This window comes from Streptomyces sp. NPDC098789, assembly GCF_044759975.1.
GTDB lineage: Bacteria > Actinomycetota > Actinomycetes > Streptomycetales > Streptomycetaceae > Streptomyces.
Window position 1 is genome coordinate 69592 of record NZ_JBIWAJ010000014.1, and the last position, 21723, is coordinate 91314.

Annotated in this window: 23 protein-coding genes; 11 read left to right on the forward strand and 12 right to left on the reverse strand. The window is 72.4% G+C overall.

Going from position 1 to position 21723, the window contains the following annotated elements:
- The first annotated feature begins 192 nt into the window (after positions 1-192).
- Positions 193-792 (forward strand): TetR/AcrR family transcriptional regulator, encoded by a 600-nt coding sequence (locus ACIQWR_RS26240; protein WP_404014060.1) that lies wholly within the window; start codon positions 193-195, stop codon positions 790-792.
- Entirely contained in the window at positions 789-1544 is a 756-nt protein-coding gene (locus ACIQWR_RS26245) for an LmeA family phospholipid-binding protein (RefSeq protein WP_404014063.1), read from the forward strand. The genes ACIQWR_RS26240 and ACIQWR_RS26245 overlap by 4 nt, the downstream gene beginning before the upstream one ends.
- Before the next feature lie 30 nt (positions 1545-1574).
- On the opposite strand, the gene ACIQWR_RS26250 is transcribed toward ACIQWR_RS26245, so the two are convergent.
- From ACIQWR_RS26250 to ACIQWR_RS26265, 4 genes are all read right to left on the reverse strand, one after another.
- Positions 1575-2498, reverse strand: coding sequence for a flagellin (locus ACIQWR_RS26250; protein WP_404014065.1), 924 nt, complete (start codon positions 2496-2498; stop codon positions 1575-1577).
- A 50-nt stretch (positions 2499-2548) separates the two neighbouring features.
- The gene (locus tag ACIQWR_RS26255) at positions 2549-3172 is read right to left on the reverse strand and encodes a YidB family protein (protein WP_404014068.1); all 624 of its coding nucleotides are present in this window, start codon (positions 3170-3172) and stop codon (positions 2549-2551) included.
- 123 nt (positions 3173-3295) lie between these two features.
- Positions 3296-3754, reverse strand: a complete 459-nt coding sequence (locus tag ACIQWR_RS26260) for a carboxymuconolactone decarboxylase family protein (protein WP_404014071.1) — start codon at positions 3752-3754, stop codon at positions 3296-3298.
- Positions 3751-4416 (reverse strand): class II aldolase/adducin family protein, encoded by a 666-nt coding sequence (locus ACIQWR_RS26265; RefSeq protein ID WP_404014074.1) that lies wholly within the window; start codon positions 4414-4416, stop codon positions 3751-3753. Before ACIQWR_RS26265 ends, ACIQWR_RS26260 begins: the two co-directional genes overlap by 4 nt.
- 131 nt (positions 4417-4547) lie before the next feature.
- Here ACIQWR_RS26265 and ACIQWR_RS26270 point away from each other — a divergent pair, with 131 nt between their 5' ends.
- Positions 4548-4940, forward strand: a complete 393-nt coding sequence (locus ACIQWR_RS26270; RefSeq protein WP_404014077.1) for a MerR family transcriptional regulator — start codon at positions 4548-4550, stop codon at positions 4938-4940.
- A 52-nt stretch (positions 4941-4992) separates the two neighbouring features.
- Here ACIQWR_RS26270 and ACIQWR_RS26275 read toward each other — a convergent pair whose 3' ends face one another.
- Positions 4993-7734: a glycosyl hydrolase 2 galactose-binding domain-containing protein gene (locus tag ACIQWR_RS26275; protein ID WP_404014080.1), complete on the reverse strand. Its 2742-nt coding sequence runs from the start codon at positions 7732-7734 to the stop codon at positions 4993-4995.
- Between the two features lie 168 nt (positions 7735-7902).
- The gene (locus tag ACIQWR_RS26280) at positions 7903-8460 is read right to left on the reverse strand and encodes a hypothetical protein (protein WP_404014083.1); all 558 of its coding nucleotides are present in this window, start codon (positions 8458-8460) and stop codon (positions 7903-7905) included.
- Positions 8461-8503: 43 nt separating this feature from the next.
- Between ACIQWR_RS26280 and ACIQWR_RS26285 the strand changes: the two genes are divergently transcribed.
- The gene (locus ACIQWR_RS26285) at positions 8504-8947 is read left to right on the forward strand and encodes a hypothetical protein (protein ID WP_404014086.1); all 444 of its coding nucleotides are present in this window, start codon (positions 8504-8506) and stop codon (positions 8945-8947) included.
- Positions 8948-9012: 65 nt separating this feature from the next.
- On the opposite strand, the gene ACIQWR_RS26290 is transcribed toward ACIQWR_RS26285, so the two are convergent.
- Genes ACIQWR_RS26290 through ACIQWR_RS26300 form a run of 3 tightly spaced genes read right to left on the reverse strand, consistent with a single transcriptional unit; the run spans position 9013 to position 11331 of the window.
- Positions 9013-9432, reverse strand: a complete 420-nt coding sequence (locus tag ACIQWR_RS26290; protein WP_404014089.1) for a RidA family protein — start codon at positions 9430-9432, stop codon at positions 9013-9015.
- 48 nt (positions 9433-9480) lie between these two features.
- Entirely contained in the window at positions 9481-10233 is a 753-nt protein-coding gene (locus ACIQWR_RS26295; RefSeq protein ID WP_404014092.1) for an IclR family transcriptional regulator, read from the reverse strand.
- Positions 10234-10257: 24 nt separating this feature from the next.
- Positions 10258-11331 (reverse strand): sugar kinase, encoded by a 1074-nt coding sequence (locus ACIQWR_RS26300; RefSeq protein ID WP_404014095.1) that lies wholly within the window; start codon positions 11329-11331, stop codon positions 10258-10260.
- A gap of 325 nt (positions 11332-11656) precedes the next feature.
- On the opposite strand from ACIQWR_RS26300, the gene ACIQWR_RS26305 reads away from it, so the two are divergent.
- From ACIQWR_RS26305 to ACIQWR_RS26320, 4 genes are read left to right on the forward strand one after another with little or no spacing between them, the layout of a single operon-like run.
- On the forward strand, positions 11657-12964 hold the full coding sequence (locus ACIQWR_RS26305) for an amino acid deaminase (protein ID WP_404014098.1): 1308 nt from the start codon (positions 11657-11659) through the stop codon (positions 12962-12964).
- Positions 12964-14589 carry an amidohydrolase family protein gene (locus ACIQWR_RS26310; protein WP_404014101.1) on the forward strand — a complete coding sequence of 542 codons (1626 nt, stop codon included), beginning with the start codon at positions 12964-12966 and terminating at the stop codon, positions 14587-14589. The genes ACIQWR_RS26305 and ACIQWR_RS26310 overlap by 1 nt, the downstream gene beginning before the upstream one ends.
- Positions 14586-15296, forward strand: coding sequence for a bifunctional 4-hydroxy-2-oxoglutarate aldolase/2-dehydro-3-deoxy-phosphogluconate aldolase (locus tag ACIQWR_RS26315; protein WP_404014104.1), 711 nt, complete (start codon positions 14586-14588; stop codon positions 15294-15296). The genes ACIQWR_RS26310 and ACIQWR_RS26315 overlap by 4 nt, the downstream gene beginning before the upstream one ends.
- Positions 15293-16690 carry a GntP family permease gene (locus ACIQWR_RS26320; RefSeq protein WP_404014107.1) on the forward strand — a complete coding sequence of 466 codons (1398 nt, stop codon included), beginning with the start codon at positions 15293-15295 and terminating at the stop codon, positions 16688-16690. The genes ACIQWR_RS26315 and ACIQWR_RS26320 overlap by 4 nt, the downstream gene beginning before the upstream one ends.
- Positions 16691-16807: 117 nt before the next feature.
- Here ACIQWR_RS26320 and ACIQWR_RS26325 read toward each other — a convergent pair whose 3' ends face one another.
- Positions 16808-17350 carry a hypothetical protein gene (locus tag ACIQWR_RS26325; RefSeq protein ID WP_404014109.1) on the reverse strand — a complete coding sequence of 181 codons (543 nt, stop codon included), beginning with the start codon at positions 17348-17350 and terminating at the stop codon, positions 16808-16810.
- 146 nt (positions 17351-17496) lie between these two features.
- Positions 17497-17640, reverse strand: coding sequence for a hypothetical protein (locus ACIQWR_RS26330; protein WP_404014112.1), 144 nt, complete (start codon positions 17638-17640; stop codon positions 17497-17499).
- Positions 17641-17743: 103 nt separating this feature from the next.
- Here ACIQWR_RS26330 and ACIQWR_RS26335 point away from each other — a divergent pair, with 103 nt between their 5' ends.
- From ACIQWR_RS26335 to ACIQWR_RS26345, 3 genes are all read left to right on the forward strand, one after another.
- Entirely contained in the window at positions 17744-18259 is a 516-nt protein-coding gene (locus ACIQWR_RS26335; RefSeq protein WP_404014115.1) for a GNAT family N-acetyltransferase, read from the forward strand.
- 7 nt (positions 18260-18266) lie between these two features.
- A complete protein-coding gene (locus ACIQWR_RS26340) occupies positions 18267-19067 on the forward strand; it encodes an alpha/beta fold hydrolase (protein ID WP_404014118.1) in 801 nt (266 codons plus the stop codon).
- A 315-nt stretch (positions 19068-19382) separates the two neighbouring features.
- A complete protein-coding gene (locus tag ACIQWR_RS26345; RefSeq protein WP_404014121.1) occupies positions 19383-20372 on the forward strand; it encodes a phospholipase in 990 nt (329 codons plus the stop codon).
- Positions 20373-20564: 192 nt separating this feature from the next.
- Here ACIQWR_RS26345 and ACIQWR_RS26350 read toward each other — a convergent pair whose 3' ends face one another.
- Positions 20565-21665 carry a hypothetical protein gene (locus ACIQWR_RS26350; RefSeq protein ID WP_404014124.1) on the reverse strand — a complete coding sequence of 367 codons (1101 nt, stop codon included), beginning with the start codon at positions 21663-21665 and terminating at the stop codon, positions 20565-20567.
- Positions 21666-21723 lie beyond the last annotated feature (58 nt).

The following is a 21723-nucleotide window of genomic DNA, read 5'->3' on the forward strand; positions in this document are numbered from 1 at the left end:
TCCATGAATTGGCAGGACTGACACTTACGGCACGGACGACCATAGAGGGAAAGTGGCAGGACTGACAATTGACAGGGGTGACGTGATTGCTAGGCTGCTGCCATGCGCATCGAACCCGCCGCCGGGTCAGGGACAGAGCCAGGGACAGGGGCAGAGCCAGGGACAGGGCCGCAGACGGGAACAGACGCGGGGTTGCGGCGACGCAAGAAGGAGCTGACCCGCACCAGGCTCCGGGAGGGGGCCGCCGCGCTCTTCGCCGCGCGCGGTTTCGCGGGGACCACGGTCGCGGACATCGCCGCGTGCGCGAACGTCTCGGAGCGGACGTTCTTCCGCTACTTCGACAGCAAGGAAGCCCTCCTGCTGCCGGACATGAACCTGCTGTTCGAGTACGTCGAGGCGGCCCTCGCCACCCGTCCGCACGAGGAGGACCCACTGGGCGCGATCTGCAACGCGCTGCTCACCGCGGCGCAGCCGTTCGCCGCCTCCACCCTCACGGCACTGACCCACCCCATCGAGGGGGCGGAGCCGCTGATCGCGGCCCGGCTCGTCGAGGCCTTCGCCGCCTTCGAGGACCGGCTCACCCTCCTCGTCGAGCGGCGGCTCCCCCGGGACGCGCCCGACGCGGACCTGCGGGCCGCGGTGATCGCGGGGGCGGCCATGTCCTCGGTGCGCGCCGTCCTGCGCACCCAGCGCCGCCGCCGCCAGGCGGGCACCGTCACCGATGCCGCCCCCGCGCACCTCCTGGTCCGCTCCTTCGACATCCTGCACGAGATCGGAACCACCGCGTCGTGAAGTCCAGCCGCCCCGCGCCCCGCCGCCCCCTGCTCCGCCGCCCCGTACCCCTGCTCATAGGCGTCGGCCTGACGCTGACGGCCGCCGGCGCGGTCACGGACCTCACCGTCGAGCACGTCGCCCGCCAGCGGATCGAGGAGGCGGCCGCCTGCCGGCTCTCGCCCGCGGGCCCGGTCACGGCGGACCTGCTGGACCCGCTCGCCGGGCTGCGTTCGCTCACCGGCGACCTGGGCACCGTACGCATCGACGCGCGCCGCGTGCGGCACGCCGACACCGAGATGGACGTCCGGGCCGATCTGCGCGACGTCACCACCGACGGGGCGACCAGCGGCGGGACGGCGACGGCGAGCGTCCCGTACGCCGCCCTGCAGAAGCGGCTGGCCGATGCGGCTCCGGGCATGACGGTCGGCGGTGACGGCAGCGGCCTGACCCTGACCGGGCGCGCCGGCACCGGGGCCCTGAGCCTGCCCGTGACCGTCCACGCCGGTGTCACCGCCACGGCCGACAGCCTGACCGTCACGCCGACCACCGTGACGGTGCTGGGCCGCACCATGCCGATCGATTCACTGGCGGGCCTCCCCGGCGCGTCCTCCTTCACCGAGGAGCTCGCCCCGCGCACGGTCCCGGTCGGCGAACTCCCCGACGGCGCCCGGCTGACCGGCGCCCGGGCCGACGCCTCCGGCCTGGCCGTCTCCCTGTCCCTCTCCCGGACCACGGGCACGACGACCGGCGGGAAGTGCACCACCGCCTAGTCGGTGGAGCCGGCCGCGGCTCGGCTGCGATCAGCCGAGCTGCTGGAGGAGCGGGAGGATGTTCTTCGGCTGGGAGTTGACCTGGGCGAGGACGGCGATTCCGGCCTGCTGGAGGATGCTGGCCTGGGTGTAGTTGGCGGTTTCCAGGGCGTAGTCGGTGGCTTCGATGCGTTCGCGGGCCGCGCTGAGGTTCACCACGCCGGTGTCTTGGGTGCGGATGTTGGACTCGAAGCGGTTCTGGACGGCGCCGAGGATCGAGCGCAGGCTGGTGACCTCGACCAGGGCGGAATCGATCATCGACAGCGGGTCGATCAGGAGCGGCGGCGTGAGAGCCGTGGCGTCGGCCTTCGTGACCGAGACGGTCCGACCGTCCGCGTCCGTGTACGTGACCTTGTCCGGGTCGGCCTCGTCGGTGAAGGCGATGGTCCTGGACACGTCGTAGGAGTCCAGGCCGAGGGTGTTCACGTTGAGCATCTTCATGGCGACGGCGATGATGTCGCCGTCGTTGGCACCGGTCTGGAAGTTCATGCTGGTGTTCTTCGCCAGCACCTTGATGCCGTTGAACTGGGTCTGCTGCGAGATGGTGTCGATGGCCTCCAGACGCTGGGCGACCTCCTGCTGGATGGCACGGCGGTCGGTGGTGGCGTAGATGCCGTTGGCGGCCTGGACCGTCAGCATCCGGATGCGCTGGAGGTTGTTGGTGACTTCCTTGAGCGCTCCCTCGGTGGTCTGCGCGAGCGAGATGGCGTCGTTGCTGTTGCGGGCCGCCTCGACGGATCCGTTGAGCTGCGCGGTCATCCGGTCCGAGATGGCCAGCCCGGCGGCGTCGTCCTTCGAGGAGTTGATGCGCTTGCCGGAGGCGAGCCGTTCGGCGGCGACTCCCATGGTGGAACCCGTGATGTTCAGGTAGTTCTGCGTGGTGAGCGACATGATGTTGGTGTTGAGCGTCAGCACGTGATCGTCCCCAGTCGGTGGTCGGTACGGGTGTCGGGCGGCGTGCGGCGCTACGCGGACGGCGGGGCGGTCACGTGCACGTCGTCCTGGGCCAGGACGAACCGGAGGACGTCGACGTCGACCCAGCCGAGGGGCGAGACCGCGTCGATGAAGGCGGGGAGCGTGCGCGTCAGCTCCGCGATGACCTCGGCCCTGCCCTGCCCGCGCGCGGCGGCGGCTTCGGCGAGCTTCTCCTCGCCCAGGGCCGCGACCACCTGCTCCTCGGTGAGCGGTTCGTTGGGGCCGGAGCCGAGCCAGGACCGGCTCTGCGGCAGGGCGGCGGCCAGGGCGCGCGTCTCGGCCACGATCTGCTCGGCCGCCGCCTCCTCCCCGGGGGTGAGGTCCGCGATCCGTGCCGCCGCCCGGAACACCTCGATGGTCTCGGCGGGGATGGCGTCCACCAGCGCGGGGATCTCCTCGGCGAGGGAAGCGGCGACCTCCGCCTCGCCCACCTGCGCCAACTCGGCGAGCGCCGACAACATGCCGGCGGGAGCGGCGGCGGCCACCTCTTCCGCGGTCAGCGGATCGTTGGCGCCCTGGCCGGTCCAGGAGTCGAACTTGCCTGCCGTACCGGGCTCCCCGGCCAGGGCCGTCAGCAGCTGTCCCAGCACCGGGGCCACCGTGTTCTCGCTCATCGAGCTCCCTCAAGTGAATGATCTTGAGCCTGCGAGGCTACCCAAAGGGAGCGAGGGACGACAGAGCGTGAACAAGTCATCCCGGAGCGATCCGTACGGCTGGATCGGCCCTGTCACGGCCTCCTAGGTCTCCGTCGGACCCGCCCCGGGGCCGGGCGGGGCGAGCTCGGCGATGATCTCCGTGCCCAGCGCGTAGGCCGGTACCCCCGAGGTGATCAGTGCCGTCTCGGCCACCCCGATCAGGTCGGCGAAGGTGGCGCCCGCGCGCAGGGCGCCCCGGGCGTGCAGCCGCGCGGGATGGTCCCGGCCCAAGGACAAGAGCTGCCCGAAGTGCACGAGTTGTTGCACCCGCGCCCCCAACGGGTTCTCGGTCAGCACGACGTGCCGCAGCACCGCGAGCGCCTCTTCGGTGGGGAGCCTGTCGAACTCCCGCGCCAGCCGCAGCCGTTCCTCCACCCCGCGCGGCACGTACCCGAGCGTGGAGACGTAGCGCTCCCGGACGGCGTCGGTCCGCGGGGCGGGTGCAGCGGTCCGCGGGGCGGGTGCGTCGGTGCGCGCGGCGGGTGCGCCGTCGTCCGTCATGACGACACCCGTGCGATCGAGGCGCGCACCGCTTCCACGGCGCCCTCGGGGAAGTCCACGGCTCCGCCGATCGCGACCGCGGCGAGCTCCGCCTCGGCGCTCTCCTCGATCGCCACCACGAGGTGGGCGGTGGTCGCCGGGTCCGGGCCGAAGACGAGCAACCCGTGGTTGGCCAGCAGGGCCGCGGCCGTCGTCGGGCGGCGCTCCAGGATCTCGGCGATGCCGCGCACCGATACGTCCGACCCCCGGGGGCCCCAGGGAACCACCGGGACCTCCTCGGCCTGCCCGAACCTCAACATCGGCTCCGTACGGCAGGGCAGCGGCCGGTGGGCCACCGCGAAGGCCGTCGCGGCGGGCGAGTGCGTGTGGATCACCGACCCCACCTGCGGGCGGGCCGCGTAGACGGCGCTGTGCATGGTGATGATCTCGGCGCTGACGGAGCGCAGCTCGCCCTCCAGCACCCGTCCGTCGAAGCCGACCGTCGCCAACTGCTCGGGCCTCAGCCCCCGGACGAAGCCCGGCGTCAGCAGGAACCGCTCCTCGTCGATGCGGGCACTCAGGTTGGCGTGCCCGGAGTGGGACATCACCCCCGCTTCGAAGAGCGTCCTGGCGGCTTCGACGAGCTGCTCGGCCCGTTCCTCCACTCCCTGTACGTCCGTCATCGCGACCTCTCTCGGCTCCGGTGTCGGCGGGCGCTCGTGCGCCGCCGTCCACGTGCCGCCCACTCTTCAACTTGAACTAAGGTTCAAGTCAAGCGGCGTGGAACGGGGTGGGGCAGGTGGAGGACCCGCGCATGACGATCGGCCGGCTCGCCGAGGTCACCGGGGTGCCGGCTTCGGCCATCCGGTACTGGGAACGCCACGGCCTGCTCCCGCAGCCCGAGCGCCGGAGCGGGCAGCGGCGCTACCCGGCGGAGGCGGCGCAGCGGATCGTGCTGCTGCGCAAGTGCCAGCAGGCGGGGCTGACCCTGGTCGAGATCCGCGCGTTCCAGGAGGAACAGGAGGCGCGCAAGGCGATGCTCCGCGACAAGATCGTCGAGATCGAGCAGCGCATGGTCGACCTGGACCACGCCCACCAACTCCTGAGCCACGCCCTGCTGTGCGGCGAGGAGGACATCGTCCGGTGCCCGAAGTTTCGCGAGCAGATGGCGGGGTGGCGCACGGCGGAGCCCGGGGTCGACGGCTGACGGCCGGGCCGCTGGTCGTCGGACGCCGGACGCCGGACGCCGACGCGCGTGCTCAGCCGGCCGGGACGGTCGCCGTCGGGGTGTTCCACCCGGAGATCCGCAGCCTCGGCGCCGCCCCGTGCAGGTCGGCGGTCCGGTAGGTCGCCGTCAGCGTCGTCGACTCCCCCGGCCAGAGGCTGACCTGGTTGTCGCTCCACCGCACGGGGAGGACGGGCGCGCCCCGCGCCCCGACGAGGTGGACGTCGGTGAGCAGGGCCGGGGCCTTCCCGGCTCCGGTGTGGCGCAGGGTCACGGTCGTCGTGGACGTGGACGTGGTCGGCGTCGTCGTCACCGTCGAGCCCGTCGCGGTGACGCTCGTGCGCGGCATCGCGGCGAGGCCCCGCAGGTCGGCGTACGCACTCGTGGGCGTGTAGTACCAGGTGGTACCTGCGTAGTCGAGCACGTCGTCCGCGGTCGACAACCAGTACACGTTGCGGCTCACCTCCCGCCCCGCGCCGTCGGTCAGGACCAGCCGGGCCAGGTAGGTGGTGGACAGCCCGGTGACCGATGCCGGCACGGTGAGCACGGCGCTGCTCGCGCCCCCGCCCGCGACGCTCACGCCGGTCACCGTGCGGTCGTACCGCTGCGCGCCGTCGGTGGAGAAGAGCGTCACCCGCGCCGTCAGTCCCGAGGCCCTGGACGTGCGGTTGTTGACGACCGCCACCGTGCGGTCGCCGTAGCCGTACTGGACGTGCAGGGGTTCGTTCGCCTTCTTCGCGCCGAAGTAGGCGCCGCCCTGGTCGAGGTAGCGGTCCACCAACTGCCAGTGCAGCGAGGTCCAACCGCTGTTGAACATCCAGTAGATGACGCCGGTCGACGGCTCGGAGGCGTCCTTCGCGTGGCGGGCGTACGCCTCGAACTGTGCGCGCACGCTCTCGTACTGCGCGAGCTGCGCCTTGCGCACGTAGTCCGTCAGATCGGTCGGGGGGCCGTAGCGGTGGGACAACGCCTCGTCGTACAGCTTCAGCGTCGCGAAGGTGGCCGAGGGCGAGCGGTGGTACTGGGCGGCGCCCGGGTCCTTCCACAGGCTGTCCAGCTCGGCCGGGGACATCATGCGGCGCAACGTGTCCAGGGTCGGCACGTCCGGGCCCGCGCTGGTCTCCGAGTTGAAGCCGCCGGCGCCGCCCGCCCGCTTGTCGTACCAGTAGCGGGGCGGGACCCATTCGTAGGGACCGGTCATCTTCATCCCGGAGGCACCGGTGAGCGGCGAGGCGGCGCCGGAGGCCGCCGGGATCACCGGGGCCGTCCAGTCGGCGGCCTTCAGCGCGTCGAGGTAGCCCTGCTCGATCCGCCGGTTCGGCGCGGCGTCGCTACCGATCAGGAAGGAGATCACGCTGGGGTGGTGGCGCAGCCGGGCCGCCTCGGCGGCCATGGACGCCTTGGCCACCGGGTAGTCGGCCGGGGTCCAACGCTCGCCCGAACCGCCGCGGTTGACCTCGCCCTCCCATTTGTCGCAGCACTCCCAGCCGGGCAGCGTCAGGATCCCGTAGCGGTCGGCGAGGTCGAAGAACTCGTCCGGCTCGATGTGCCCTTCCAGCCTCAGGGTGTTCAGCCCGAGGTCCAGGGCGTACCGCAGGCGGTCCTCCACGTAGGTGCGGTCCCAGCGCAGGTACGCGTCCGGGGACCAACCGGCGCCCTTGATCAGCAGCGGGCGGCCGTTGACCTCGTACTGCCGGGCGCCGTCGGCGTTCAGCGGCGCCCGCACCTCCCTGATCCCGAAGGTCTCGTGCGCGGTGTCGGAGGGGGCGCCGTCGACCGTCGCGGTCAGGTCGAGGCGGTACAGGGGCTGGCGCCCCATCGTCGCGGGCCACCATACGCGGGGCGCGCGCAGGCGCAGTGCCGGGTGGTCGGCCGGGGAGAAGACCAGCGTCCGGGTCTCGTGGGCCGCGAGCCTCACGCTCCGGCTGACGGCCACCGGGCCGACGGTGCCGGACACGGTCGTGGTGACGGGCGCCGGTGAGTCGTTGCGCACCCGGGCCTTGACGGTCAGGTCGGCCGAGGACATCGCCGGCAGGGCCAGGGCGGTCACCACGTGTGCGTCGCGCAGGGCGACCGGCCCGCCGCGGCGCACGGTGACGTCGCGGACGATGCCCATGTTCCGGTCGGGCGGCGGTTGCAGCCAGTCGAGCCAGCCCATCGTGAAGTGCTTGCGCGGATCGTTGGGCCGGACGCGGAAGGCGACCGTGTTGGTGCCCGCCTCGACCAGGTCGGTGAGGTCGATCTCGTGCCGGGTGTACGCGCCGGTGACCGTGCTCGCCCCGGCGACCTGGCGGCCGTTGACGTAGACGTCGGCCGCGGACATCACCCCGCTGACGTCCAGGTACGTACGGACCGCGGGGTCCGCCACGACGAGATCGGCCCGGTACCACCAGGGCACGGCGAAGTCCTCGGCCGGGATCCGCTTCTGTCCGGTGGAGTAGAAGGGGTCGGGATGGACGCCGGCGGCGAGCAGGGCCGCGAGGACGGTGGAGCGGGGGCCGGCCCGGTACCAGCCGGACGCCGGATAGCCGGGGCTGGACACGACGGTCGGGGAGTCGGCGACCTTCGCCGTCGACTGGATCGCGTACCCGGCCAGGGCCGTCTTGCTGCCCGGGGCCGATCCGACGTCGGTCCTCACCACCGGCCCGGGCGCCGGCCCCGGGGCGGCGGGTGCCGGGGCGGCCCCTGCCGTCAGGGTCAGGACCAGGCCGAGGACGGCAACGGATGCGGTGGCGAAGGCTGTTCTTCCGCGCAGGAGGGCGGGCCGGTGGAACAAGGATCCTCCTGCTGCGGGGACGGCGGGGCGGTCACCGGGGGTGATCCTCACACATGCCCCGCCCCGCGCCGCGGAAGCTCGACGGCCCGCTCCCCACGGCGCTCGCGGCTCTCACCCCACCGGACGCACGCCGCCCCGGGCCCGGGATGAGCGGCGCGGCGGGCCCCCTCACCTCTCGCGGCCGCCCGGCACCCACGCCGGCACCAGCGCGGCGAACCGCCCGCCCCACCCGGCACGCCTCCGGGGCGAGGTGACCGGGGTCGGTGCGCTCGGCACGTACTGGGTCGCGGGGTGCGGGGACCAGCTGATGTCCCTCACGCAGTCGCCCGGAACGCCGAGGACCTCCACGAGCGCGGCGAGGGCGCCCTCTCCGTCAACTGCTCTGCGGTCGAGCCATACGGTGACCGCATCGCCCCCGTCGGTGAACCGGCTCAGGGCGAAGAGGTGTCCACCCAGGCGGAAGACCGCGACGTCCACGGAGCCCAGGTCCTCCCAGCTCTGTTCCACCGTCAGCACGAGCCGCTCCACGTACGCCGCGAACGGCGGTGGAAGCACGCCGATCGGCCTGTACGCCAGGACCATCGAACCCCACATGCCGTACTGCATCGCGGGATTCGGGTTGCCCCCCTGGCATTCCGGCGCGGGCCGCCAATCCGGTTCCGGCCCGGGGACCACGACGGGCTCCCACATCGGCCCGTCGTTCCCCGCGGACACGCCCTCGCCCATGATCGCCCTCCCCTGAAGCCCCTTTAGCTGATCTACTGAGCCTATGGGGCGTTCCTACGTGGACTATCGCGGCAGTGGCTTCTGGACGCGTGACGTTCAGGCCGAGGTCTACCTGTGCCTCCTGTCCGCAGCGGCCGGCGAGGTCGCCGGCCCGCCGCGGTGGCTCCGCGGTGCCCGGGAGGACTGGCGGCTGCAGGCGACCGCGGGGTTCATGGGCTGCGTGTCGCCGGGCCTGGACGAGCACGTGGGCGTCGAGCCGGAGCGGGTCGACCTGGTACTGGAGCTGTCCGAGCGCGTACGGAACCGGCTGGTCGCGTGGGGGCCCGCGATCCCGAAGGACCTCGTGAGCGCGTTGGGGACCGGGGGCGGACAGGACGTGTTCGACGACGACCTCGATACGGGCCCGTTCCTGCGGTTCGCCGACGCGTTCGCCGGGCTGCTGCGCGGCGAGTTCCCTGTCGGGCCGGGCACGACCACGGTGTACTGAACCGGCCGTGCCCGTGCCCGTGCCTGCGGCCGACGCGTGGGGCGGGGCCGGGAGGGGACGGCTGCTCAGCCGATCACGGCCTGGGCGTCGATCTCGACCAGCATCGGCTCCTGCGGGAGTTCCACGAAGATGGTCGTCCGGCAGGGCTTGACCCCGCCCGGCTTGATGTTCTCGTCGATGAACGCCGCGTAGACCTCGTTCATGAGCGGGAAATCGGCCCGCTTGGTGAGGTAGACGCGGAACATCACGACGTCCTCGATGGTCGCGCCGCCCGCCTCGACGATGGCCTTGACGTTCTCCAGGGTGCGTCGGGTCTGGGCCTTCACGTCCCCGTGGTAGAGGTACTCGCCGGTCGCGGGGTCCTGCGGGCCCTGGCCGGACACCTGGAGGATGGGGCCCTTGCGCACGCCCTGGGAGAACATCCAGGCGGGGGCGGGGGCGCCGTCGGTGCGGACTTCGGTCTTCTCGGTGGTGCTGTTGCTCATGGGGTCTCCTTATGACAGTGGGTTGTTGGGGGCGGTGTGATGGGGCGGTCAGGAGTCGGCCGGCGGGGAGCCCGCGTCGGCCGAGATGGCGCGGGTGGCCGCCAGTAGTTCGGGGAGCAGCCCCAGGACCTGTTCGTACGGCAGCACCACGTCCGGTACCGAGATGGAGGCCGCCGCGACGGCGCGTCCGGAGGCGTCGCGGATCGGGGCGGCGATGCAGTTGATGAACGACTCGTGCTCGGCGTGGTCCTCGGCCCACCCCTGGGCGGCGACCTTGTCGAGTTCCGCGAGGAGCGCCCCGGGGGTGGTGATCGTGTTCGGGGTGTGGACGGTGAACTCGACTCCCTCGACCACGCGGCGCCGTTCGGCCTCCGGGAGGTCGGCGAGGAGCACCTTGGCGACGGCCGTGTTGTGCAGGGCCGCGCGCAGCCCGATCCGGGAGTACATCCGGACGGGGTGGCGGGAGTCGTACTTGTCGATGTAGACCACCTCGCCGCCCTCGTACGCGGCCAGGTGCACGGTCTGCCCGGTGTCCGCGTTGAGCCCGGCCAGGTGCGGGGCGGCCGTGCGGCGGATGCCGTGCTGTTCCAGGGCCAGGCTGGACAGGGCGAACAGGCCTGCGCCCAGGTGGTAGCGGTAGCCCGGGTCCCGGTACACGAACCGTGCCTCCTCCAGGCTCTGGAGCAGTCGCAGTGCGGTGGTCTTGTGCACGTCGAGGACCTGGGCGAGCTGGTCGAGGGAGCGCTCGCCCTCGCCCAGCTCGGTGAGGAGGCGCAGGGCACGGGTGACGGTCTGGCTCATGGGTGGTGGTGCTCCGGGTCGGGTCTATGGAGTGGTCGACAGGGGTGACACGATGCCACCCGCCGTGACCGAGGTCGCGGCCCACTGCTCCGGCGACGCGCCGAGGAGGTCGTTCAGGACCGGCGCCGGGGCCGGTACTCCGTGGTCCTCGTGCGCGGTGAGCGCGGCGGCCGCGCTGAGGTGGCCGAGCCGCAGCCGGCTGCGCTGGTCGAGGCCGCGCAGCGTACCGGCGAGGTAGCCGGCGGCGAAGGCGTCGCCCGCCCCGGTGGCCTCCACCACCTCCACGGTCAGTGCCGGTTCGGTGACGGTCAGGCCGTCCCGGGTCAGAGCGGTGACGGCGTTCCCGGAATCCTTGACGACGAGGGTGGCGGGCGAGGGGAACAGGGCCCGCAGCGCCTGCGGGTCGCCGGTGCCGAAGGCGGCCTCCGCCTCGTCCGCGCCGAGGAGTACGAGGTCGGCCGCGTCCAGCAGGTCGCGCAGGACCCCGGGGTCGCGGTCGTGCCACAGGGCGGGGCGCCAGTTGAGGTCGAAGCTGACGAGGGTGCCGGGACGCCGGTGTTCGGGGGCCAGGAGGGCCCGTACCAGGTCGAGGCAACTGTCGGAGAGAGCGGCCGTGATGCCGCTGAGGTGCAACAGCCGGGCCGCCGTCAGCAACCGCGCGGCGGCGGGGTCCGCGAGCAGCTCCGGGCCGAGGGCGGAGGCCGCCGAGCCGGTGCGGTAGTAGTGCAGGCGGCTGCTGCCCGCGCCCAGGTCGCCGCGGTGTCCGGAGCCGCCGGTCTCCTTGAGGTAGAGGCCGGTCGGGCGGTGCGGGTCGACCGCGACGGCGCTGGTGTCCACGCCGCGGGCGCCGACCTCGGCGGTGAGCCGGCGGCCGAAGCCGTCGTCGCCGACGCGGCTGATCCAGGCGCTCGGTATGCCGAGGGAGGCCAGCGCGCAGGCCACGTTGGACTCGGCGCCGCCCACGGACGGCCGGAAGGCGCCGACGGTGTCGAGCGGGCCGGGGCCGTCGGCCAGCAGGACAGCCATCGACTCCCCCAGGCAGACGGCCTGGACCGGTTCGGCCGTACGGGGTGCGGGTGCGGTGTCCTGCCGGTTCATCAGTCGCTGCTCCCTGGTTCGCGTGTCTGCTGCTCGTGGAGTGCCCGTCGTCTCCGCCTCCCGGCACCCGGGGGCCTTTCGGACGTTGCCATCCGTTCCGACGGAATGCTAGAACCATAACAGCAACATACGCAACGAGCGTTGCATATGTTGCAACGCATGGTGAGGGTTCCGTGCCCGGCCCCGTACCGGCCCGCATGTCGATGTCCAGGCGGACGTCCCCGACCGCGTGAACCCGCAGTACCCGCAGTACCCGCAGCAGTCGCAGCACCCGTACCAATCGCCACACCTGCACCAGTCGCACGAGTCGCACCGGAGGATCACCGTGGATCACCAGAGCTACGCACGCCATACCGACGGCCCCGGGATCGACCACGCCGCCTTGTCCGCGCTGGCGGACGAGCCACTCGACTGGCGCTTCAAGGCACTGCCCGATGCGGCCCGGGGCCTGACGGTCGGCCAGTACCTCGCCACCGGCCCCGCCCTCCACGACCTCGGCACCCCGCTGCTGACCCTCGACGCCGGCGCCCTCGCGCACAACACGCGCACCATGGCCGATTGGTGCCGCCGCGCCGGGGTGGTCCTCGCCCCTCACGGCAAGACCACGATGGCCCCCGCCCTGTGGCGCACCCAGCTCGACGCCGGGTGCCACGGAATCACCCTCGCCAACCTGCCGCAGCTGCGGGTGGCCCGCGCCTTCGGCGTCACGCGGTTGATGCTGGCCAACACCCTCCTGGACCCGGCGGGACTGGCCTGGCTCGCCGGCGAGCTCGACCGCGACGCGGAGTTCGCCTTCACCTCGTGGGTCGATTCCGTCACCTCCGTGGAGCTGATGGACGAGGCCCTGCGGGCCGCGGGGGCCCGCCGCCCGGTGGAGGTCCTCGTCGAACTCGGCGCCGCGGGCGGCCGGACCGGGGCCCGCGACCTGGACACGGCCGAGCGGATCGCCGCCGCCGTGGTGGCGGCCCCGACCCTGCGCCTGGCGGGCACCGCCGGGTACGAGGGGGCGCTGGCCCACGAGGCCACCGAGGACGGGCTGGCCGTCGTACGCGGCTACCTGCGCTCGCTGGCCACCCTGCACCGGCGCCTGGCCGAGGCGTACGAGACCTCCGCGCCGGTGGTCACCGCGGGCGGCAGCGCCTACTTCGACACCGTCGCCGAGGAACTCGTACCGCTCGCCGAGCAGGTGCCGGGCACCGTGGTGATCGTTCGCGCCGGCGCCTACCTCGCCCACGACGACGGCTTCTACCGGACCATCTCCCCCCTCTCGCGCGACGTAGACGAAACGCCGCTGCGCTCCGCGATGCACGGCTGGAGCCGGGTCGTCTCCCGGCCCGAGCCGCAACTCGCCCTGCTCGACGGCGGCAAGCGCGACTTCCCCTTCGACGAGGGACTGCCCGAACCGCAGGCGGTGCGCGGCGGCGGCCCCCTCGACTCCGGCCGGATCACCGCCCTCAACGACCAGCACACCTTCCTGCGCGACGCCGGGGACCTGGCCCCGGTGGGCGCGGTCCTGCGGCTGGGGCTCTCGCACCCCTGCACCGCCTTCGACAAGTGGTCCCTGATCCCCGTGCTCGACGACGCCCACGCGGAGCATCCGCGCGTGGTGGATTTCGTAAGGACGTTCTTCTGATGGCCGATCTGCTCTTCCGGGGCGCCACCGTCGTCGACGGCACCGGCGCCGAACGCTTCACGGCCGACGTCACCGTCACGGACGGGACCATCGATGAGGTGACCGCCCCCGGCGCGGGGCACCGGAGCGCGCGCGAGGTCGTCGACGCCGACGGACTCGTCCTGGCCCCCGGCTTCATCGACATGCACGCCCACTCCGACCTGCGGCTGCTGCTCGAACCCGAGCACCCCTCCCGGGTCACCCAGGGCATCACCTGCGAGGTCCTGGGACAGGACGGCCTGTCCTACGCGCCGGTCGACGACACCACCCTCCCGGCGCTGCGCCGCCAGATCGCCGGCTGGAACGGGAACCCCGACGACGGGGCGGGCTTCGCGTGGGACTGGCGCACCGTCGGCGAGTACCTCGACCGGATCGACCGGGGCGCCGGGGTCAACGCCTGCTACCTGGTGCCGCACGGCTCCGTACGGATGCTCGCGATGGGCTGGGACGACCGCCCGCCCGGCCCGGCCGAGCTGGACCGGATGCGCGAGATCCTCGCCCAGGGAATGCGCGAAGGCGCGCTCGGCATGTCGAGCGGCCTCACCTACACCCCCGGCATGTACGCCGACACCGCCGAGCTGGTCGCGCTCTGCGAGGTGGTGGCCTCGTACGGCGGCTACCACTCGCCGCACCAACGCTCTTACGGAGCAGGGGCGTTGGAGGGCTACGCGGAAATGGTGGAGATCGCCCGCCGGTCCGGCTGCGCGCTCCACCTCACCCACGCCACGATGAACTTCGGCGTCAACGAGGGCCGGGCGGGCGAACTGCTCGCCCTGGTCGACGCGGCGCTCGCCGAGGGCGTGGACCTGACCCTCGACAGCTATCCCTACCTCCCCGGTTCCACCACCCTCTCCGCCCTGCTGCCCAGTTGGGCCACGGAGGGCGGGCCGGACGCCACCTTGGCCCGGCTCGACTCCCCCGGCGACCGCGAGCGGATCCGGGAGGACGTGGAGGAACGCGGCAGCGACGGCTGCCACGGCGTGGTCACCGATTGGGCCACGATCCAGCTCTCCGGGGTGCAACAGCAGCGTCTCGCACCCCTGGTGGGCCGCACCGTCGCCGAGATCGCCGCGGAGCGCGGACGCACCGGCACCGAGGTCTTCTTCGACCTGCTGCGCGAGGACTCCCTGGCCACCACGATCCTCCAGCACGTGGGCCACGAGGAGAACGTGCGGGCGATCATGCGCCACCCGGCGCACACCGTCGGCAGCGACGGCCTGCTGACCGGTGCCCGCCCGCACCCCCGGGCGTGGGGCACCTTCCCCCGCTACCTCGCCCGCTACAGCCGCGAGCTGGGCGTGCTCAGCCTGGAGGAGACCATCACCCGGATGACCGGCCGCGCGGCCCGCCGCCTGGGCCTGGTCCGGCGCGGCCTCGTACGTCCCGGCCACCACGCCGACCTGGTCCTCCTGGACCCGGACACCGTCCAGGACACCGCGACCTTCGAACACCCCCGGCGGCCCGCCGCCGGCATCCCCTACGTCTACGTCAACGGCACGGCGGTCGTCCACGACGGCGCCCCCACCGGTGCGCTGCCCGGCCGGGCACTGCGCCGCACCCACCGAGGAACAGAGGCAGCTGAATGACATCCCCCGCGACCGGCTCCACGTCCGCTCCCACCGCCGACACCGCCGAAGCCTCCGCCGCCTCCGACACCTCAGCGACCCTGGTGGCCACGCTCACCGCGGACCCGGTGATCGCCGTCGTCCGGGCGCCCCGCATACCCGACGCCGCCGCGCTGTGCGAGGCGCTGGCGGCCGGGGGGATCCGTACGGTCGAACTCACCTTCACCACCCCGGGGGTGGGCGCCCACATCGCGCGGGCCGCCGCCGCGGGCCACCGGGTCGGGGTCGGCACCGTACTCACCGCGGACCAGGCGCGCGAAGCCATCGCGGCCGGTGCCTCCTTCCTCGTCACCCCGGGGCTGCGCCCGCTGGTCGCGGCCGTCGCGGCCGAGGCGGGCGTACCGGTGGTGATGGGCGCGCTGACGCCCTCCGAGGTGGCCGACGCGCTGGACCTGGGCGCGGCGGCGGTGAAGATCTTCCCCGCGAAGGCCTTCGGGCCCGGCTACTTCAAGGACCTGCACGGCCCCTACCCGGGCGTACCGCTGGTCGCGTCGGGCGGCGTCAACGCCACCAACGCGGGCGCGTTCCTCGCGAACGGGGCGCTCGGCGTCTGCGCGGGCACCGACGTCGTGCCCCCGGCGGCGGTGGAGGCCGGGGACTGGGCGGACATCACGCGGCGCGCCGCGGCGTTCACCGGCGCCCTGGCCGGGGCGGAGGTCCGGGCGTGATCCACTGGCTCCAGCACGAGACGGCCGGGCTCCTGGTCCTGTCCGCGATATCCATCGCCTTCCTCCTCCTGCTGATCATCAAGTTCAAGCTCGAACCCTTCATCTCCCTCGTGGTCACGGGGCTGTTGTTGGCGCTCGCGGCCGGCCTGCCCGTCAACACCATCGTCGGGTCGGCGCTCAGCAGCAAGGAGTCGCTGATCGAGGGCGGCTTCGGCGGGATCCTGGGCCACATCGCCCTGATCGTCGGCCTGGGCTCCCTGCTCGGATCGCTCCTGGAGGCTTCCGGCGGCGCCGAGGTCCTCACCCAACGGCTGCTGCGCGCCTTCGGCGAGAAGCGCGCGGGCCTGGCGATGGGTCTGACCGGCCTCATCTTCGGCATCCCGGTCTTCTTCGACATCGGCATCTTCGTCCTCGCGCCGCTCGTCTACGTGGTGGCCAAGCGCAGCGGCAAGTCGATGCTGCTGTACGCCCTTCCGCTGCTGGCGGGCCTGTCGATGACCCACGCGTTCCTGCCGCCGCACCCGGGGCCGGTCGCGCTCGCCGGCTTCCTCGGCATCGACCTCGGCTGGTTGATCGTCATGGGACTGGCCTGCGGGCTCCCCGCCTTCTTCGTGGCGGGCGTGCTGTGGCCGAAGTGGATCGGCAACCGGATCATGATCGAGGTGCCGGAGGAGTTCAGCGCCCCGCAGGAGGAGGCCGCGGAGGCGGACGGCGGCCGCGGGCCGGTGTCGCTGGGCAAGGTGGCGCTGGTCATCTGTGTGCCGCTGGTGCTGATCCTCGGGGCCACCTTCGGGACGGTCTTCCTCGACAAGGACGCCGGCGTACTGCCCTTCTTGACCTTCGTCGGGAACCCGGCCGTGGCGCTCACCCTGGCGTGCCTGGTCGCCATCAAACTCCTGGGCACCGACCGGGGCATGACCAAGCAGCAGCTCTCGGAGCTCGGCGCGGCGGCGCTGCGTCCGGTCGGCATGATCCTGCTGGTGGTCGGCGCGGGCGCATTCTTCGGCGCCGTCATCTCGGCCACCGGTGTCGGCAAGGCCCTGGCCGGGACGCTGTCCACGGCCGGGCTCCCGCTGATCGTCCTCGCGTACGTGATCTCCTGCGGCCTGCGCGTCGCCCAGGGCTCGGCCACGGTCGCCATCGTGACCACGGGCGGCATCATCGCCCCGCTGGTCAAGGACGCCGACTACAGCCAGCCCGCCCTGGCCCTGATCGCGGTCTCGATCGCGGCCGGCTCGATCATCGCCTCGCACGTCAACGACGGCGGGTTCTGGATCATCTCCAAGTACTTCAACACCTCGGTGAAGGACACCCTGAGGTCCTGGACCGTGCTGGAGACGATCCTGTCGGTGACCGGCTTCGCCGCGGCCGTCGGGCTCAGCCTGGTGGTCTGACGGTACGGAGCCGCGCGCCGGTGGGCGGCCGTCACGGACGGTCCGCTCGCCGGCGCGCAGTTGCCCGATGGCCTACGCCCTATGCGGTACGGGTACGGGTACGGGTACGGGTACGGGTCAGCGCCCGGTCCCGTCCGAGCAGACGACCATCAACGCGTCGAGTCGCACGGCGCGCGGCGTTCCGTTGGAGCCGAGGATGGCTTCGACGAAGTTGTTGTTCTCGCCCTCCGCCATCCAGTCGACCTGGACCAGCCGGTAGTCGCCGCTGATGAGCCATGGGGCGTAGCTGACGAGCTTCTTGCCCTGGGGGGTCCAGACCCTGAGCTCGAACTGGAGGTCCTGGTCCGGCTTGACGTAGACCCGGGCCGTACAGAAGCGGAAGGCCGGTTCGAAGGAGGCCCAGGTCCCCTCGCGCGCCCATCCCTGGGTGGCGGTGATGCGACCGTTGCCCTGTCCGGTCAGGGCGGTACCGGTGCCGATCTCGAAGCCCGCCTGGCCGTCGCCCCCGGAGAGGCGGTCCCACTTGCCGATGTCGGACGCTTCGAAACCGTTGTAGAGACCCCGGGCGTCGGCGTGTGCCGGTGTCGCCGCCATCAGGGCGGCCAGCGGTACCAGGGCCGAGGCCGCCCAACGCGCCGTGATCCGTGCGCGCTTGCGCATGATTACCTCCGCAACGATGTGCAGGGAAAGGAGAACCTGTCGACCAGGCTCGCACCGCCGGCCCGCCCGTTCCAAGGCAGGATCCCGCCGAAGCCCTCGCCCGCGGCCCACAGGTCACAAACACGCCGCGGCCCGGCCCGGTCTGGTCAGCCTCGGACCGGAAACGCCGCCTGGAACGCGAGGCGTGCGTCGGCCCCGTCCGCGATGTGTGCGAGGAACTCGTCGAGCGCGATGAACTCCTCCCAGCTCGGCCGACCGCTCGCCCGCGCCAGGACAGTGTTGGTGATCATCGCGTCAGGGTAGCGGCGGTCTGCGCGCGGCCCTTCTCATGTGGGCACGATCTACGTCGCACGGCCGTTCACCGGGGGACACCATGAGGAGCGGGAGGAATCAGTGGAGTTGCGCGATGTGGTGCACGGCGACGTCGACCTCGACGCCTACGTGCGGATGCGGTGCGATCCCGTCATGATGGCCGACCTCGGTGGTCCGCAGCCCCGGGAGGGGATGGCGGACAAGGTCCGGCGGGATGCCGAGCAGGCGGCCGCCGACATCGCTTGGCTGAAGATGATCGTCCCCGATCCGGCCGTCCCCGAGGTGGTGGCGGGGACCGTGACCCTCTGGTCGCACGACGGCGACGACGGGCCCACCTCCGAGATCGGCTGGATGGTCCTGCCCCGGTTCCAGGGGCGGGGGTTGGGCAGGCGCGCCGTCCGCGCCCTCCTGGAGCGGGCCCGGGACGAGGACCGGTGGGGAATCGTGCACGCCTTCCCGGCAACGGGCAACGCCGCCTCGAACGGCATCTGCCGCTCGGTCGGCTTCCGCTTCGTCGCGGAGGCCGACGTGAGCTTCGCCGGGCAGCTCTTCAGGACCAACCACTGGGCCGTGGACCCGCGGAGCGATCTGAAATGATCACCGTATGAGAGCTGACTCCCGCGGAACCGAGACCGTCCGTGTCCCCGCCCCCGGCGGCGGCGAGCTGTGGGCCGAGCGCGGCGGCGCCGGCAGCCCGGTGGTGCTCCTGCACGGCGCCGGTATGGATTCCCGGCTGTGGGACGCCGTCGTCCCCGAGTTGGCCCGGCGCCACGACGTGATCCGCTACGACGCCCGCGGGCTGGGCCGCTCCACCCCACCGGGCGAGCCGTTCAGCGACGTCGACGACCTGCGCGCCGTACTGGACCACTTCGGTCTGCGCCGAGCCGCCCTGGTGGGCCTGAGCATGGGCGGCGAGACCTCGCTGGACTTCGTCCTCGCCCACCCCGAGCGCGTCAGCGCACTGGCCCTGGTCGGCGCCTCGGTCAGCGGCCACGACTGGCCGCAGACCCCCGAGCTGTCCGCCTACTCCGCCGCCCGGCGCGCGGGCGACGCGGCCGCCCTGGCCGAGCTGGAGCTGACGGTCTGGGCAGCCATGGGCCGCACGGCCCCCGGTGGAGAGCTGATCGGGGCGATGGTCGCCGCGAACGCCGAGCAGCGGCTGGTGAGCGAACGGCACTGTGTGGTGGGGCCGCACCGCGCCGCCGCAGCACACCTCGGGGAGATCACCGCGCCGACACTCGTCGTCCACGGCGACCGCGACCACCCGGAGATCGCGGTGATCGCCGAACGCCTCGTCACCGACATCCCCGGCGCCCGCGGCCGGGCCGTCCCGGACGCCGACCACTACCTGCCGCTCCGTACGCCGGCGCGCCTGGCCGAGCTCCTCCTGACGCACCTGCCCTGATCATCCGGTGGCCGTCGTCGACACGCGCGGGCGGCCCGTCACCCGTCGAGCAACCGGCGATTGACCCGAACCGCTTCGATCAACCTCCGCCCACAGGGCGCCAATTCGGTGATACCGGGGCATTAGCCCTCCCCCTCCGGTCGGTTTCCCGTCACGCGACGGTGGCGCCGGAAGCGGTTTCCCGCCACCGACACACCCTCGGCGCGCCACTCGCGTCCGAATTCCATTCATCATGCATTTATCGCGTGCCAACATGTGCCCGGTGCGGTCAATTGTCCGCTTCAGCAACCGACATGAACATGAAGGAGTGCGCTCGTGACCACCCATCTCAAGCGCGGCGCCGTTCCGCGGACCTTACTGGCGCTGATCGCGGCCCTGTGCGCGATCGTCGGCACCACCGCGCTCGGTGCGGCCCCGGCGGCCGCGGCCGATCAGCGCCACCCGATCTACGCCGTCGCGCACCGCGTCGACACCCTGGGCGGCGTGGACGCCGCACTGGCGCACGGCGCCAACGCCATCGAGATCGACGTCTGCGCCTGGTGGAACCCGAACGAATGGCGGGCCTACCACGACTGTTCCTCGGCCGGTGACAACCGCCTGGGCCCCAGCTTCGACAGCATGATCGACCGCATCGTCTCGAACGCCAACGCGGGGCGCAGGCTCTCCCTGGTCTGGCTGGACATCAAGGACCCGAACTACTGCGGGGAGCAGGAGAACCGCGGGTGCAGCGTCGCCGGTCTGCGCGACAAGGCGCAGCGCCTGACGGCCGCGGGGATCCAGGTGCTGTACGGGTTCTTCGAGTACCACGGCGGCAGCACCCCCGACGTGGGCGGCCGGGGTTGGAAGAGCCTGGAGGGCCGGCTCGGCGGCCTGGAGGGGATCACGACGACCGGCACCCGCGACCAGGCCCAGGCGGCCTTCAACCGGTCCGGTTCCGGTTTCCCGGCCGGCCACCGCGCGATGGACTACGGCGACTCCGACATCACCAAGGGCTTCGGCAACTGCACCGAGGCCACCTGGAACACCTGCGCGGAGCTGAAGAAGGGCGCCGCGGACCGCGACGCCGGACGGCTCGCGGCCACCTTCTCCTGGACGACCACCTACAACGACCCCTGGTACGTCGACAAGCTGCTCGGCGAAGGTCGCGTGGACGGCATCATCGCGGGCTACGGAGCCTTCACCGGAGTGCGGGAGTACGACGACAGCTGGCAGTGCGCCAACGCCGTCAACCTCGTCCGCGACTGGGTGAACCGCCACAGCGGCACCCACCGCATGGCCACCCCCGGCGACCGCCTGTTCCGCTAGGGGGTGTCTGACGGATGTCCGCGGCGCCCGGCACGCACTCTCGCCGCACCGACCGAAAGCCCAAGTACGTCCAGTACGCGGACTTCCGCTCGGCACACCGAGAGCACGCACCGGACACCGCTCCTTTCCCACGCACATCCGTCAGACACCCCCTAGACCGGACACCCACCGGGGCACCCGCCGACGGGGCGGTCAGCCGTCGAAGCGGCGCCAGTCGATGGGGAGGTCGGCCAACGGGGCCAGGGCGCTCCGGTGGGTGGCGCCGGCCCAGCCGTCGAATTCCCGGCCGTCCTTGGTGCTGACGCGCACGACGAGGCCCGGTGCCACGTAGAAGCGGGTGGGTGCCCAGGGCCAGAAGGGACGCAAGGGCACGAGGCGCAGCGCTTGGCCGAGCTGCTCGACCTGCGGCGCCGTGAGCCTGTTGGTCGTGGCCAGGTAGTCGGCTCCCATGGATGCCTCGAAGAGGGAGAACTGGATCAGGAAACCGCTGAGCGGCTCCTGTTCGGCTATCGGCTCCTCGGTGAACTCGCGGAACCAGACGGTCGGATCGGCCTCGGGTCCTTCCAGCGTCCACAGGAGCGACCAGCAGAAGCCTCCTTGGCTCTCGTCGGCGACGACGCGCATCTCCCCGAGCTGGTCGGTCCGCCGGCTCGACTCGGGGAGGATGGCGTTCTGGCCTCCGAGAACGGCCGGCCGCCGTTCCGCCAGGCGGTAGAGCTGCCGCAGTCCGGCGGGCAGCGCTGACACCGCGTGCGTGCGCGACGACGCCACGGCGCCGGCCTCGCCGTCGGTCGGGTACCAGCCGGTGAGGAACCTCTCCAGCGCTGCCGCGCGGTCGCCGTTCACCTCTCCGAGCCACTCCAGACCGGGAAGGCCCACCGGTGGCAGCGGTGGGCGCACCCGGCGGAGGAGCTCCCTGCTGAGAGGGGCGTCGAGGACGAGCTCGCAGTCGGTGAGAACTCCGTCGCACGTACCGGCCCGGGACAGCGAGGCGGTGCCCAGGTACAGGGCTCCTTCCGCCGCGCGGACCGCGATGTGGATCGGCAGCGGCCCTCCGTCCGCGCCGAGGGGCCGCCCCGTGAGCCGCTCGGTGACCGGCTCCGGTGCGGGACCGACGAGACGGACCTCCCGCGCGTTCCAGACGCCGCTCCTGGTGGGCGCGTCGCCGGCGGCCATGGTGATCAGCGTTCCGGTCGAGCCGATGACGACGTCGGCCCCACCCACCACGCACCGCCCGGCTGTTCCCTCGCCGCCGACCAGCGCAAGTACGCGCTCCCCATCGAACTCAGTCATCCCCGCATCATCCTCGACCGGCACCGGCCGCCCCCGTCCGGGCCTGACCGGACCGGGG